Source organism: Pseudomonas sp. KH_046_1 (genome assembly GCF_057839025.1).
Window position 1 is genome coordinate 268,877 of sequence record NZ_CM174481.1, and the last position, 14,908, is coordinate 283,784.

Annotated in this window: 12 protein-coding genes; 6 read left to right on the forward strand and 6 right to left on the reverse strand. The window is 61.2% G+C overall.

What is annotated here, in order from left to right:
• Positions 1-97: 97 nt before the first annotated feature.
• Positions 98-760, reverse strand: a complete 663-nt coding sequence (gene yrfG / locus AC3IT9_RS01200; protein ID WP_489271742.1) for a GMP/IMP nucleotidase — start codon at positions 758-760, stop codon at positions 98-100.
• An 88-nt stretch (positions 761-848) separates the two neighbouring features.
• Between yrfG and nudE the strand changes: the two genes are divergently transcribed.
• Both nudE and cysQ read left to right on the forward strand, forming a co-directional pair.
• The gene (gene nudE, locus AC3IT9_RS01205) at positions 849-1,415 is read left to right on the forward strand and encodes an ADP compounds hydrolase NudE (RefSeq protein WP_056726899.1); all 567 of its coding nucleotides are present in this window, start codon (positions 849-851) and stop codon (positions 1,413-1,415) included.
• Positions 1,412-2,239, forward strand: coding sequence for a 3'(2'),5'-bisphosphate nucleotidase CysQ (cysQ, locus tag AC3IT9_RS01210; RefSeq protein WP_489271743.1), 828 nt, complete (start codon positions 1,412-1,414; stop codon positions 2,237-2,239). The genes nudE and cysQ overlap by 4 nt, the downstream gene beginning before the upstream one ends.
• Before the next feature lie 133 nt (positions 2,240-2,372).
• Here cysQ and AC3IT9_RS01215 read toward each other — a convergent pair whose 3' ends face one another.
• From AC3IT9_RS01215 to rfbC, 4 genes are all read right to left on the reverse strand, one after another.
• Positions 2,373-2,828 (reverse strand): YiiD C-terminal domain-containing protein, encoded by a 456-nt coding sequence (locus AC3IT9_RS01215; protein WP_008046584.1) that lies wholly within the window; start codon positions 2,826-2,828, stop codon positions 2,373-2,375.
• A 40-nt stretch (positions 2,829-2,868) separates the two neighbouring features.
• The gene (locus AC3IT9_RS01220; RefSeq protein ID WP_489271744.1) at positions 2,869-4,263 is read right to left on the reverse strand and encodes a sigma-54-dependent transcriptional regulator; all 1,395 of its coding nucleotides are present in this window, start codon (positions 4,261-4,263) and stop codon (positions 2,869-2,871) included.
• A complete protein-coding gene (locus tag AC3IT9_RS01225) occupies positions 4,260-6,068 on the reverse strand; it encodes a sensor histidine kinase (protein ID WP_095942365.1) in 1,809 nt (602 codons plus the stop codon). The genes AC3IT9_RS01220 and AC3IT9_RS01225 overlap by 4 nt, the downstream gene beginning before the upstream one ends.
• Positions 6,069-6,161: 93 nt before the next feature.
• Positions 6,162-6,707 (reverse strand): dTDP-4-dehydrorhamnose 3,5-epimerase, encoded by a 546-nt coding sequence (rfbC, locus tag AC3IT9_RS01230; RefSeq protein WP_150726483.1) that lies wholly within the window; start codon positions 6,705-6,707, stop codon positions 6,162-6,164.
• Between the two features lie 185 nt (positions 6,708-6,892).
• Between rfbC and AC3IT9_RS01235 the strand changes: the two genes are divergently transcribed.
• From AC3IT9_RS01235 to AC3IT9_RS01245, 3 genes are all read left to right on the forward strand, one after another.
• Complete coding sequence (locus AC3IT9_RS01235; RefSeq protein WP_489271745.1) at positions 6,893-9,805, forward strand: aminotransferase; 2,913 nt, start codon at positions 6,893-6,895, stop codon at positions 9,803-9,805.
• A gap of 275 nt (positions 9,806-10,080) precedes the next feature.
• A complete protein-coding gene (aguA, locus tag AC3IT9_RS01240; RefSeq protein WP_489271746.1) occupies positions 10,081-11,187 on the forward strand; it encodes an agmatine deiminase in 1,107 nt (368 codons plus the stop codon).
• Between the two features lie 243 nt (positions 11,188-11,430).
• The gene (locus tag AC3IT9_RS01245; RefSeq protein WP_007972820.1) at positions 11,431-11,643 is read left to right on the forward strand and encodes a hypothetical protein; all 213 of its coding nucleotides are present in this window, start codon (positions 11,431-11,433) and stop codon (positions 11,641-11,643) included.
• Between the two features lie 228 nt (positions 11,644-11,871).
• Here AC3IT9_RS01245 and AC3IT9_RS01250 read toward each other — a convergent pair whose 3' ends face one another.
• Entirely contained in the window at positions 11,872-13,965 is a 2,094-nt protein-coding gene (locus AC3IT9_RS01250; RefSeq protein WP_489271747.1) for a TonB-dependent receptor, read from the reverse strand.
• Between the two features lie 263 nt (positions 13,966-14,228).
• Here AC3IT9_RS01250 and AC3IT9_RS01255 point away from each other — a divergent pair, with 263 nt between their 5' ends.
• Complete coding sequence (locus tag AC3IT9_RS01255; protein WP_489271748.1) at positions 14,229-14,900, forward strand: DsbA family protein; 672 nt, start codon at positions 14,229-14,231, stop codon at positions 14,898-14,900.
• Positions 14,901-14,908 lie beyond the last annotated feature (8 nt).

Sequence of the window (14,908 nt, forward strand, 5' to 3'; positions counted from 1 at the left end):
AAGCCACGCTCCCACAGGATCTGAGCCGTTCACGAAGGATGCGAACGACGCAGATCCTGTGGGAGCGTGGCTTGCCCGCGAAGCAGGCGCCTCGGTATCAAAGTCCTGCAATCAAATCCCGATAATCCCCGACCGCCGCAAACTCCGCCGTATCCTTCGGCCCCTTGCGGCTGTCCGGCTCGCGCACGGCCAGCAAATGCGCCACGCCAAAGTCCCGTGCGCTGCGCAGGATCGGCAAGGTGTCGTCGATGAACAGGCTGCGCGCCGGATCGAAATCGATATCGGCTTGCAGCGCATCCCAGAATTGTGGGTTTTCCTTGGGGAAGCCGTAGTCATGGGAACTGATCAAGCGTTCGAAGTAGGGCGCCAGTTCGATTTTTTCCAGCTTCAACGACAGCGCATCCCGATGGGCATTGGTGATCAGCACCACGTGCTTGCCGGCACGTTTGATCGCCGCCAGAAAGGTGTCGGCATCCGGGCGCAGGGCGATCAGATGCGCGGTTTCCAGTTTCAGGTCGCGCACCGACAGCTTCAGTTCGGCGCTCCAGAAGTCCAGGCAGTACCACTGCAACTGGCCGGCATTACGCTCGAACAACGGCTGCAATTCCATCTCGGCCATGGCCCGGCTGACCCCGTGCAGTTCGGCGTAACGCTGGGGCAGGTGCTCCATCCAGAAGTGATTGTCGAAATGCAGGTCCAGCAGCGTGCCGTCCATGTCCAGCAGAACGGTATCGATGTCGGACCAGGGTAATGAAGGCATGGCAACGTCTCGGGCAGTAGAAAGATTTCTGGCGTAAACAATCGGGAAAGCCGCGTTATAGTAGCGCGTTCACGCCAAGGAGCTTTGCATGCGCCAGAAACCCACCATACTCGCCCGCGAAATTGTCGCCACCAGTCGATTGTTCTGCGTGGAAGAGATGAAGCTGCGCTTTTCCAACGGCGTGGAGCGCACGTATGAACGCCTGGTCGGCAAGGGCGCCGGGTACGGCGCGGTGATGATCGTGGCGATGCTCGATGCCGAGCATGCGGTACTGGTCGAGGAGTATTGCGGCGGCACGGATGCATATGAAATGTCATTGCCCAAGGGTTTGATCGAGCCGGGTGAAGACGTTCTGGCGGCAGCCGAGCGCGAGCTCAAGGAAGAGGCCGGTTTTGGCGCGCGGCAACTGGAGCACCTGACCGAGTTGTCGCTGTCTCCCGGTTACATGAGCCAGAAGATTCAAGTGGTGCTGGCTACCGACCTCTACGAAGAGCGCCTTGAAGGCGACGAGCCAGAGCCGATGCGAGTGGACAAGGTCAATCTGCGTGAGCTTTCGGCGCTGGCGCAAAACCCGCAATTTACCGAAGGCCGTGCCTTGGCGGCGCTGTACCTGGCCCGAGACTTGTTGACTCAGCGCGGAGCGTTCCAGCCATGAATTTCCCGCATCCGTTGATGGCACCGGTCATTGAGCTGGCCTTGCAGGCCGGTGATGCGATCCTGCCGTTCTGGCGCACAGGCACGGCCGTTACGGCGAAGGCTGATGACTCGCCAGTGACCGCTGCCGACCTGGCTGCGCACCACCTGATTCTGGCCGGGCTGACGGCGCTCGATCCGAGCATCCCGGTGCTCTCCGAAGAGGACGCCAACATTCCCCAAAGCGTGCGGGCCGGATGGCAGCGCTGGTGGCTGGTCGATCCGCTGGATGGCACGAAGGAATTCATCAACGGCAGCGAAGAGTTCACCGTCAACATCGCGCTGATCGAAAACGGTCGGGTGGTGTTCGGCGTGGTGTCGATGCCGACCAACGGGCGCTTCTATGTCGGTGGCGCCGGCCTCGGTGCCTGGCGCGGCGATAAAGGTGGTACGCCCGTGGCGATCAAGGTGCGTGATGCGTTAGCGCCCGGCGAGTCGTTCACCGTAGTGGCCAGCCGTCGCCATTCGAGCCCGGAGCAGGAACGTTTGCTGACCGGGCTGAGCGCCAGCCTTGGCGAGCTGCAACTGGCCAATATCGGCAGTTCGTTGAAGTTTTGCCTGCTGGCTGAAGGGGCGGCGGATTGCTATCCGCGCCTGGCACCGACTTCCCAGTGGGACACGGCAGCGGCGCAAGGTGTGCTGGAAGGCGCAGGCGGTGAGGTGCTGGAGTTGAGCGGTGAGCCGTTCAGCTATCCAGCGCGGGAGTCGCTGTTGAACGCGTTCTTTCTGGCATTGCCGGCGAAGGCGGCCTGGCGGCAGAAGTTGCTGGAACTGGCACGCTCCTGAGACTCACACCTTTTTGTGGCGAGGGAGCTTGCTCCCGTCGGGTCGCGAAGCGGCCCCAATGCTTTCTAGCGGCTACTGCGTAGCCTAGCGGGAGCAAGCTCCCTCGCCACAGGGTTTCTTACCGATCTGAAGTTCAGCGGTGCAACACGTACTGCCCGACAAACCTCACCGCATCCTCATCACGGCCTTCATTGACGACCCGCGTATGCAGCGTCAACCGCGCTCGGCTGTATCGCTGGAAGGTGGTCAAAAATTTCTTCCAGATCACCGGGTCCGGCGCCTGGCAAATGGCGTTGGCATCCCCCGTCACCGGCAGCGGATAGCTGATCTGCCCCTCCTGAATCACGATGTGCCCGTCGGTAATGCCTTCTTCCTTGAGGCGCAAATGCAGCCAGCCCCAACCGGCCAGGACCGCGCCACAATACAGGCTGCCGCCGAACATGGTGCTCTTGTGGTTGACGTTGGCTTCCAGCGGCAAGTACAGGCGCAGTTGCTGGTCATGCCAGTCGAGCACTTTGAGGCCCATGTCCCGGGTGAGGGGAATGTCGTGATGAAGAACGGATTCCAGTTGTCGACTGTCGCGGCTCATTCAGGGGCCTCTGGCTTGAAGTGGATGATTGGACGGTAGCTCAGTCGAGATCGTCAGGGTGGGCCGAGGCGCCACTGTCGGTGAAACTCAGACCGTGCTTGCGCAGTTTGTCGTGCAGGGTCTTGCGCGGAATGCCGAGGGCTTCGGCGACGCTGCGCACCGAGCTGTGCGAGCGTGCCAGTTCGGCGGCGATGAGGGTTTTTTCGAAGTTCTCCACTTGCTCGCTCAAACCGCCGCTGACGACTTCGACCCTGTTGCCAGCGCCGCCATCCAGCGTGCTGTGGTCGAGATCCAGTTCCAGCCCGAGGGCAAAACGCTCGGCGGCATTTTGCAGCTCGCGCACGTTGCCAGGCCAGGTGTGGCGCAGCAGCAAGGCACGTTGTCCCGGTTGCAGTTCATGGGTCGGCAAGCCGTGGCGGGCACTGGCTTCATCGGCAAAATGCTGGAACAGCATCAGCGCATCTTCGCCCCGTTCGCGCAGCGGTGGAATCCGTAGCGGCGCGACGTTGAGGCGGTAATACAGGTCGGCACGGAAACGCCCTTGATCCGCCGCCTGACGCAGGTCTTCCTTGGTGGCGGCGATGATGCGGATGTCCAGCGGGATCAGTTGATTGCCGCCCAGGCGTTCGACCACCCGCTCTTGCAGCAAGCGCAGCAATTTGACCTGCACATCCAGGCTCATGCTTTCGATTTCATCGAGGAACAGCGTGCCGCCATTGGCGAATTCGAACTTGCCGATGCGACGTTTCTGCGCGCCGGTGAAGGCTCCGGGCTCGTGGCCGAACAACTCGCTTTCGACCACTGATTCGGCCAGGGCACCGGCGTTGATGGCTACGAACGGTCCGTTACGGCGACTCGACAAATCATGCAGCGCCCGGGCCACGACTTCTTTGCCAGCACCGGTTTCGCCGAGGATCAGCACGTCGGCCCTGGTTGCCGCCAGTGCACCGATCTGCTCGCGCAAGCGCAGCATCGAAGGTGAGTGGCCAACCAGCCGCGTGCTCAGCTCGTTGCGGTCGCTCAAGGCCAACCGCAGGCTGCGGTTGTCCAGCACCAAACGGCGCAGGGCCAATGCGCGGCGCACGCTGTCGAGCAGGGCGTCGCTGGCGAAGGGTTTTTCCAGGAAGTCATAGGCCCCGGCGCGCATGGCCTGCACCGCCAGCGGCACATCGCCGTGGCCGGTGATCAACAGCACCGGTAGCTCAGGGTCCTGGGCGTGCAGTTCGGTCAACAGTTCGAGGCCGTCCATCCCGGGCATGCGGATGTCGCTGACCACCACTCCTGGCCAATCACGTTCAAATTGCGCGGCCAAGCCCTTGGCTTCGGCCAGTGGCAGGATTTTCAGGCCGGCCAGATCCAGCGTCTGGCTCAAGGCCTGGCGCAAGTGGGGATCGTCGTCGATCAACACGACCTGAATGCGGTTGTCGATGGTCATGCACTTCGGTCCTCGGACGGTTGCAGGCTCACGCCCGGTGCGCCTGCGCGCAGCTTCAAGGTAATCAGGGCGCCACCCTCCTTGTGATTGGCGAACGACAGTTCACCGCCGAAGGCGCGCATCAGGGTTTCGCAAATCGCCAGCCCCAAACCGAGACCCTGGGTGCGGGTCTTGGTGGTGTAGAACGGCTCGCTGGCGCGCCCAAGGGCTTCCATGCAAAAGCCGGGACCATTGTCGCGAATGTACAGGTTGACGCCATCGGCCGTGGATTGGGCACTCAACCAGAGTTTTCGTGGCGGGCCTTTTTCCGTCAGGGCGTCCAGGGCATTGGCCAACAGATTGCCGAGTACCTGGCGCAGGCGGGTTTCCCCGGCTTCGACCCACAGGGTGGCGGCGGGCAAGTCGCGGATCAGCTCGACTTCCATGCTGCGTCGACGCTTGGCCAGCAAGGCCAGGGCATCGTCCAACGCCGGTTGCAGGGCGACGCTTTCCGGAGCATGCCGGTCGCGCCGGGCAAAGGCGCGCAGGTGAGCGATGATCGAGGCCATGCGACCGGTCAATTCGCTGATCAGCTTGAGGTTGCCGCGGGCATCGTCGGTGCGCTGGTGATCCAGTAACACTTCGGCGTTTTCCGCGTAGCTGCGAATCGCTGCCAGCGGCTGATTGAGTTCGTGGCTGATGCTCGCCGACATGGTACCCAGTGCCGACAATTTGCCGGCCTGTACCAGATCATCCTGGGCGCGGACCAGCTCCTGCTGGGCCTGTTCGCGTTCCAGCACTTCCTGTTTCAGGCGCCGGTTCAGGCCTTCGAGATCGCTGGTGCGCTCGGCGACCCGACCTTCCAGTTCGCGGCGGGCCTTGGCTTCGAAAGCGATGCGTTCGAGGTAATGGCGACGGCGCTGCATCATCAGGCCAAGCAGCAGCATCAACACCAGCAACGCTGCGCCACCGATGGCCACCACCGTGCGCACCGGGCGATCGATCAAGGTGCGCGGGGCGAGGATGCTGACGTCCCAGCCGGTTTCGGCGATCTGCTGGGTTTGGGTCAGCCAGGCATTGGGATTGAGCTTCAGCGGTTTTGGATCGCGGGTTGGATAGGGTTGGATCGCCGTGATGGCTTTGCTTTCGTCCTCGCTCAACGGGCGGGTCGAGCGGAATCGCCACTCCGGTCGCGAGGTGAGAATGACCACGCCGTTGTGGTCGGTCAGCAGCAGTTGTTCCGGGGTTTTGCCCCACAGGCTTTCGGTGTGGTCGAGGTCGACCTTGACCACCAGCACGCCGACGATTTTTTCGCCGTTGCGCACGCCGGCGGCGAAAAAGTAACCGCGCTTGGCGGAGGTCGTGCCCAGGCCGAAAAAGCGCCCGAGCCGCCCGGCCATGGCTTCGCTGAAATACGGCCGGAAGGAAAAGTTGCGCCCGACGAAACTGTCGTGTTTGTCCCAGTTGGAAGCGGCCAGGGTCTTGCCGGTGGCGTCCATCAGGTACATGACCTCGGCACCGGTCTGGGTGGCGATGTTTTTCAGCAGGCGATTGGCGTTGCCTTGGGTGACGCCATCGTCCGGCGCACCGAGCACGGCACGCAAGGCCGGCAGGTCGCCGAGGATCTGCGGCAACACTTCATAGCGGTGCAGGGTACCCAGCAGGTTAGCGACGTAGAGGTCGAGGGTCTGACGATTCTGACTGGCCAGCTCGCTGCGGTAGTAACGCTCGGCGAGATGCTCCAGCGGCCACAGCAACGGCGCCAGGCACAGGGCCAGCAGGGCCAGGCTGCGCCAACGGGGTCTGGGGGGAAGAGTCGGTTTCATGAGCAGCATGCGCCTGTGGGTACAGGCGCATTATGCCTAGGCTTGCCCGCCTTGGGTCAGCTGCATCTTGATCGGCGAGCTTCAGCCGGCCTTTCAGGCAAAGACGTCGGCATCCTTGAAAAATACCCCGGCCTGATCTTTCGCCGACAGTTGCGGCGTGCCTTCCAGTTGCCAGTCGATGGCCAGGTCCGGGTCGTCCCAGCGAATGCTGCGCTCGGCCGATGGCGTGTAGTAGTCGGTGGTTTTGTAAAGGAACTCGGCAAATTCGCTCAAGACCACGAACCCGTGGGCGAAGCCTTCCGGGACCCAGAGCTGGCGATGATTGGCGGCAGACAGGCGCACAGCGACCCATTTACCGAAGTGCGGTGAGCTGCGGCGGATGTCTACGGCTACATCCAGCACTTCACCGACCGTGACGCGAACCAGTTTTCCCTGGGTATTTTCCAGTTGGTAATGCAGACCGCGCAGCACGCCCTTCTGCGAACGGGAGTGGTTGTCTTGAACGAATTCAGTGTCCAGTCCGGTGGCCTCTTTGAAAGCCCTGGCGTTGAAGCTCTCGTAGAAGAAACCACGTTCGTCACCAAAGACCTTGGGTTCGAGGATCAGAACACCGGGCAGGTCGGTGGTCACTACATTCATGGTGTTTCTCCATTAACAGGCGTTTGATGGCCGCCATTCTTGCGCAAAGTGCTGATCGAGGCGAGTACGCAGGGATAAAACGCTCAATACCGCCCTGACAAACGACCAGCGCCGGCCCCGGGGGGTTGCGTATCGCCCGAACCAGTGGCGATATAGGCGCCTAATAAAATTTCAGGGGTCGTTGTATGCCGCTCGCCACGTTGATTCATCGCGCCAGTTTGCCCAGCCCGCAGGTGTCTGCGGAGCAAGCGCTAGGGCTGCTGGAGGAACATTACGGGTTCAGCGGCAGGTTGCAGGCCCTTGGCAGCCAGCAAGACCTGAACTACCGCGTCGACAGCGAGCGGGGACGTTTCGTCCTGAAAATCTGCCGTGGCGACTACTCGGTACTGGAGCTTCAGGCGCAACATGCCGGGCTCAAGCATCTGGGCGAACATCCCGATGTACAGGTGCCGCGTGTTATCGCGGCGAAAAACGGTGCAGACCTGCTGTCGCTGGACGTTGATGGCCAGGCGGTACACGTTCGCCTGCTCGACTACATCGAAGGCCAGCCGTTGACGAGCCTCGGCCATTTCAACCCGACGGTGGTGTCCGGCTTCGGGCGCCTGTGCGGTGAAATGGACCTGGCCCTGGCGGATTTCGACCATCCGGGGCTGGTGCGAACCCTGCAATGGGACGCCCGCCATGCTCACGCCCTGATCGCGCACTTGCTACCGGTGATCAAGGACGAAGCCCGGCGCAAACTGATCGTCGAAGCGTCCGAACAAGCCGAGCGGCATTTGCAGCCACTGCAGGACAAGCTGCCGGTGCAGGCCATTCACATGGACATCACTGACGACAACGTGGTGTGGCAGCGTGATGCGCAGCGCCATTGGCAGCTGCAGGGCGTGATCGATTTCGGCGACCTGGTGCGCACCTGGCGCATTACCGATCTGTCGGTGACCTGCGCCGCGCTGCTGCATCATGGCGAGGGCGATCCGTTCTGCATTTTGCCGGCAATCCAGGCCTATCACGCGGTCAACCCGTTGCAACACGAAGAACTGTTGGCGCTGTGGCCGCTGATCGTCGCCCGCGCGGCGGTGTTGGTGCTCAGCGGCGAACAGCAGGTCAGCATCGATCCGGGCAATGCCTACAGCCGCGACAACCTGGTCCATGAATGGGAAATCTTCCGTGTGGCCACTTCGGTGCCGTTGGCGTTGATGGAGGCGGCGATCCTCACCGCCGTCGGCCAGAACCTGCCCACCATCGGCAGCGAAGGCTTCGCGCCGCTGTTGCCGAGCCTGGTGGGGCGTGAGTTCGCGCTGATCGACCTGGGTGTGCTCAGTCCGCATTTCGAGGCCGGGAACTGGGAGCAGGAAGGCGTCGATCAGCGCCTGCTGGACGAAGCGGCCGCGGCACATGGTCTGGCGGCCAGTCGTTATGGGCAATACCGCTTGTCCCACACCCGCCCGGACAGCGCTGCTGAGCCGGACACTTGCCCGTTGCACGTCGAGTTGCGTGTGCCGCTGAGCACGACGGTCGAAGCGCCGTTTGCCGGGGTGGTGCATCACCCATCGGCGGGCGTGCTGCAACTGGACGGCCCGCAACTGAGTGTGCGGCTTTGGGGCGTCACGCCGTCGCTGCACAGCGGCGCGGCACTGGTCAAAGGCCAGGTACTGGGTTCGGTCAGCGGGCCATTGATCGTGCAGTTGTGCCGTGGCGCATCGATCAATGCGCCGTTGTTCTGTACACCTTCGCGCGCGGCGGCCTGGCAAGCGTTGTGCCCTTCGCCGGCAGCGTTGCTGGGGCTGGCCTGTGATGCCGAAGCCGAGCTCGACGGCCCGACCCTGCTGGCCCGGCGCGATGCCAGCTTCGCCCGCACGCAAAAACACTATTACGTTGATCCGCCGCGCATCGAACGCGGCTGGCGCAACCATTTGATCGACATGCAGGGCCGTTCCTACCTCGACATGCTCAACAACGTCGCGGTATTGGGCCACGGCCATCCACGCATGGCCGCCGTCGCCAGCCGCCAGTGGTCGTTGCTCAACACCAACTCGCGCTTCAACTACGCAGCCGTGGCCGAGTTCTCCGAACGTTTGCTGAAGCTGTCCCCTGACGGCATGGACCGGGTGTTCCTGGTCAACAGCGGCAGCGAGGCCAACGACCTGGCGATCCGCCTGGCGTGGGCCTACAGCGGCGGCCGCGACATGCTCAGCGTGCTGGAGGCCTATCACGGCTGGACGGTGGGCGCGGATTCGGTGTCGACCTCGATCGCCGACAACCCCAAGGCGTTGAGCAGCCGCCCGGACTGGGTGCACCCGGTGACCGCGCCAAACACCTATCGCGGTGAATTCCGCGGCCCCGACAGCGCGCCGGATTATGTGCGCAGCGTCGAACACAACCTGGCGAAAATCGCCGAGCAGAAACGCCAACTGGCCGGATTCATTTGCGAACCGGTGTACGGCAATGCCGGCGGTATCTCGCTGCCACCAGGTTATTTGAAACAAGTCTATGCCATGGTCCGGGCCAGGGGCGGCGTGTGCATCGCCGACGAAGTGCAAGTCGGCTACGGGCGCATGGGCGATTTCTTCTGGGGCTTCGAAGAGCAGGGTGTGGTACCGGACATCATCACCATGGCCAAGGGCATGGGCAACGGCCAGCCACTGGGCGCGGTCATCACCCGCCGGGAAATCGCCGAGGCGCTGGAGGTCGAGGGTTACTTCTTCTCGTCCGCCGGTGGCAGCCCGGTCAGTTGCCAGGTCGGCATGGCCGTGCTGGATGTGATGCAAGAGGAAAAACTCTGGGAGAACGCCCAGGTCGTTGGCGGGCACTTCAAGAATCGTCTCGAAGCGTTGATCGATATTCATCCGTTAGTGGGCGCGGTGCACGGTTCCGGCTTCTACCTGGGCGTCGAACTGATCCGCAACCGCGAAACCCTGGAGCCGGCCACCGAAGAAACCACCGCACTGTGCGATCGCTTGCGCGAGCTGGGGATATTCATGCAGCCGACCGGCGATTACCTGAACATCCTCAAGATCAAGCCGCCGATGGTCACTTCGCGCCAGAGCGTGGATTTCTTCGTGGACATGCTGTCGAAGGTGCTCGCGGAAGGGCTGTAAACACATCCCCCCTGTGGGAGTGAGCCTGCTCGCGATAGCGGTTTTTCAGTCGAAAAAACTGTGACTGAAATGGCCTCATCGCGAGCAAGCTCGCTCCCACAGGGGTGGTAGTCTTAGTTCGATTGATATCGGCTTTTTATCCGCTGCTTTTGTAACTGTGGATGTAAGGTGCTTTAAAAGCCGATATTTATCGGATATAAAGTGGCCAGTCCACGGCGTGTACCCATACGCTTCCATTTCTGTCAGGTATCAAAGTCACTCCGGAGTCCTGAGCCATGACCACGTTGAACAGCACCCCTCGCGCCGACGGCTTCTACATGCCAGCCGAATGGGCACCCCAAACCCAGACCTGGATGATCTGGCCCGAGCGCCCGGACAACTGGCGCCTGGGGGGCAAACCGGCACAAGCCGCCCACGTGGCAGTGGCCAAGGCCATCGCCCGTTTCGAACCGGTAACCGTGGCGGTTTCCGCCGGCCAGTACGAAAACGCCCGTGCCCGTCTCGACGTGCCGAATATTCGTGTGGTGGAGATGTCCAGTGACGACGCCTGGGTCCGCGACACCGGCCCGACCTTTGTCATCAATAACAAGGGTGAAGTCCGTGGCGTGAACTGGGACTTCAACTCGTGGGGCGGCTTCGACGGCGGCCTGTATTCGCCGTGGAACCGTGACTCGCAGGTCGGCGGCAAGATCCTCGAGATCGAGCGCAGCCCGCGCTACCGCACCGAAGGCTTCGTGCTGGAAGGCGGTTCGATTCACGTCGACGGCGAAGGTACCTTGATCACCACCGAAGAATGCCTGCTCAACCGCAATCGCAACCCGCACATGAATCGCGCAGAAATCGAAGCGGTGCTGAGTGCGAACCTGGCTGTGGATAAAATCATCTGGCTGCCGGATGGCTTGTTCAACGACGAAACCGATGGCCATGTGGATAACTTCTGCTGCTACGTGCGTCCGGGTGAAGTGCTGCTGGCCTGGACCGATGATCCGCAGGACCCGAACTACCCGCGCTGCCAGGCGGCAATGAACGTGCTGCAAAACAGCACCGACGCCAAGGGCCGCCCATTCACAGTGCACAAGATGCCGATCCCGGGTCCGCTGTTTGCGACCGAGCAAGAGTGCGCCGGTGTCGATCCGGTCGATGGTACGCAGGAGCGTAATCCTACTGTTCGTCTGGCCGGTTCCTACGTGAACTTCCTGATCGTCAACGGCGGCATCATCGCGCCGAGCTTTGACGACCCGCAGGATGGCCCGGCGAAAGAGATCCTGCAGAACCTGTTCCCGCAGCATGAAGTGGTGATGGTGCCTGGTCGCGAACTGTTACTGGGGGGCGGCAATATTCACTGCCTTACCCAGCAACAACCCGCGCCGCACAAGGAGTGAGTGAGGTCGTAACAGCTTGAGTTGATTGCGAAATTCCTCAGGCTGTCGATCAGCCACCAGCGTTGCACGGAGCCCGCGGCCCTACAGGCCTGCGGGCTTTTTTGTATCCGCTTGGCCACACTTCAGAAACCTTGGCACAGCTCTTGTATCTCTGCTGTTGTAACTCGGGGTGGGGAGGACTTCGATGTTCTGTCATAAACCTTGGATAAGTTAGCCGCTCACAAACCGGGAGAGAGCGCTGAAATGAACGCCGAAGTGAACGTAGTGAGCGACAAGGCGTTGCATCCCCTGGCAGTAAATAGCGAATCGCTCCAGATCCTGGCGCACTGGTTCAAGTCCAATGGAATGCGTCAGATCAGCGAAACTGATCCGCGCCGGACGATGATCGAGCGTTACCCTGCTGGTTTATTCAGCGAGGCGGAACTGGATGCGTTGTGGGATGTGATGGAAGGATAAGAAGAACAACAACGGATTGAACAAAAAAAGCGCTGCCGGGATGGCAGCGCTTTTTTTTGCGCAGGTTCATGCAATCACCGCGATCCTCTGTGGGAGCGAGCCTGCTCGCGATGGCGCCCGACCAGTCAGCATTTATATTGACTGACCCACCGCTATCGCGAGCAAGCTCGCTCCCACAAGGGAATGGTGTGAACCAGTGTTATTGGTTCACACCGGGATAAGTGGTGCTTAGAAACTATAGGTACCCGTCACCACCAGGCTACGCGGTGCCCCCGGCTGGATCTGGAAGGCACTGGTCGCCGACTCGTAATACGTCTTGTCGCTGATATTGTTCAGCGCTGCGCGCAAATCCCAATCCTTCTGACGGAAGCCCGCCAAGGCGTCCCAGCGGCCATAACCCGGTAACACGGTGGTGTTGAGGTTGTCGGCGTAACGGTCGCCGACCAGGGTCAAGCCGGTTTCGGCGTACCAGCCCATTTCCGGTTTCCAGGTCAGGAACAGGCTGCCGTTATGCTTGGCCACGTTGTTGATGCGTTTGCCTTCCAGGCCGTTGTTGTCCTTTTCGATGGTTGCGTCCTGCAGACCCACGCCACCGCGCATGTACCAGTTGCCGGTAATCTTGCCGGCGGCGGTCAACTCGATCCCGCGAGAGCGTTGCAGACCTGAAAGCAGGGTAATGGTCGGGTTGTTCGGGTCGCTGGTGCGGCGGTTGTAGAGCTCCAGCTCATAGATGGCCAGCGTGGTGCTCAGGCGATCATCGAGCCAGTCACTCTTGACCCCGATTTCCTTCTGCTTGGTCAGCTCGGGGCTCAGGTCATTACTGTTGCCCGCCGCGCCCGGGGTGATGCCGATCAAGCCACCGCCGGCCGGTGAGAACGTCTTGCTCCAGGAGGCGTAGAAGGAGTGATTTTGCAGCGGCGTCCAGACCACGCCAACGCGGGGGCTGGTGCTATGGCTGTCACTGTCTTTGGAAATGTTGCGCACTTTGTTCTTCGACTCGATATCGAACGTGTCGTAGCGCAGGCCGGCGAGAAATTGCCATTGATCGTTCAGGCGCAATTGATCCTGTACATACACCGCGCGGCTCTCGACCTCAGTGTGGGTATTGCTCGACACCACCATGCGCCCGGTATGACGCAAGTTGCGGTCGGGGTTGTACAGGTCCAGCGCCGGCACCGATGAACTGCCCGGTCCGGAAGTGGCGGCGGTGTACAACAGGGGGTCGCGGCGCTGGCTGCCGATTTCGATGCCGGTGAGCAGGCGGTGCTCCAGGCCGAAGGTATCGAAGCCGCCTTCCAGCTCGACGTTGTTGTAGATGTTTCGAGTGTTCAGGTCCTGCTGCCAGTGCTGGCGCGTGACCTTGTTGGTGGCCGGGACGTAGCCGCTCAGGTAGGTATTGTCGAAATCACTGTTTAGCTTGAACACACCCAGGGTCTGGCGCAGTTGCCAGTTGTCACTCAGTTCATAAGTGAGTTTCGAGCGCAGGGATTGCGCTTTATCGTCGATGAAATCGTTTTCGCTGCCGTAGGTCGTATCGCGTCCCACGTCTGCCGGGCGACCGTTTACACCGGGAATGCCGCGATCCGGCGTTCGGTTATAGCGACTGTATTCGTACTGCACCAACCAGTTCAGGTCGGGGGTCAGCTGCCAGCTGATCGAGGGCGCGAACAACTGACGATTGCCACTTACGCCATCGCGGAAACTGTTCTCGTCCATGTTGCCCATGTTCAGGCGCAGGCTGATGTTCTCGGAAGGGTCGGTGCTGAGGTCGGCATAGAGGCTGCGCAAGTCCTCACTACCGCCCTGGGCTTCAATGGTCGAGCGGCGACCGAACTCAGGCAGTTTGCTCACCCGGTTGACGATGCCGCCCTGGCTGCCACGGCCATACAACACGGCGGCGGGGCCTTTTAACACGTCGATGCGTTCGATGTTGTGCAGGTCGCGAACGTACTGGCTGTCGTCGCGGATGCCATCAAGATAGAAGTCGTTGCTGGCGTCGAAGCCGCGGATGCGCAGGCTGTCGAAACGAGTGTCGGCGCCGCTGCTGACGTTGGGGATACCACTGAGCGCCGTGCCCAGATCGTTGGTGCCGTAATCCATGACGTTCGAGGTTTTGATCGAGTCGATGGCTTGTGGCACGTAGCGCACCGGTGTGGCGGTCCGGGTTGCCGTGCTGGTTTGGGTTACGCGCGGGTCGTCGGCTTCAGCTTCGGCGCTGATCGATGTGGCAGGTAGGGTGGTCGGTGCAGCGTAGGAAAAACCGGCAGACAACAAGGCAGAGAGCCCAAAGCTATAGGGCGCAAGACGAAAAGGGGCAGGCATTGAAGAGCGCATCCGTAGGATTTTAGATTGAAGCGTGTAGGAGGGCGCGGATAGTAATGCTTGTCATTTACTGTCGTTAGTTGTTATTGAGAATTTGTCTCATTTGATTGTTTCGAATTGTGTCGGAATTAATACAAAATGCCGACGCATTCATTCGACCGATTCAAGCAACAAACTGAAAGCCAATCCGGCGTTTTTCCGGGGCCGCTGCGGCACTAACCTGCCGACATCGAATTTTCCTGAATTTCTGTCGGAGCTTTCCCATGATCCTGCATTACATCTACGACCCCTTGTGCGGTTGGTGCTACGGCGCCAAACCGCTGGTGCAGGCCGCCCAAGCTGTGCTGCCCGTGATTGCCCACGGCGGCGGCATGATGACGGGGGCCAATCGGCAAAAGGTTTCGCCACAACTGCGCAATTACGTCATGCCTCACGACCGGCGCATCGCTGAATACAGCGGGCAGCCGTTCGGTGAAGCCTATTTCGAAGGTTTGCTGCGTGATCACACCGCCGTGTTTGACTCGGCGCCACCTATCGCTGCGGTGCTGGCTGCCGAGCAAATGACCGGTCGCGGGCTGGAGTTGCTGGGGCGTTTGCAAAGTGCTCACTACGTGGAGGGGGCCCGCATCGCCGACGAGTCGGTACTGTTTGAACTTGCCCACGGCATGGGGCTGGACCGCGAAGCCTTCGAAAAAGCCTTCAGGGCGGCCGACACCGAAGGCCATATCAAGAACAGCCGGGCTCTTTTGGCCAAGGTCGGCGGGCAGGGCTTTCCGACCCTGGCACTTGAGCACAATGACCAATTCACCCTGATCGATATCGGGCCATGGCTGGGCAAACCCCAGGCATTTGCGCAGTGGCTGGGTCAGTCGCTGCCCGATCAGGGATCATCCATTTCCGCAGCAGCCTGTGGCCTCGAAGGCTGCGCTGATTGAATATTCCT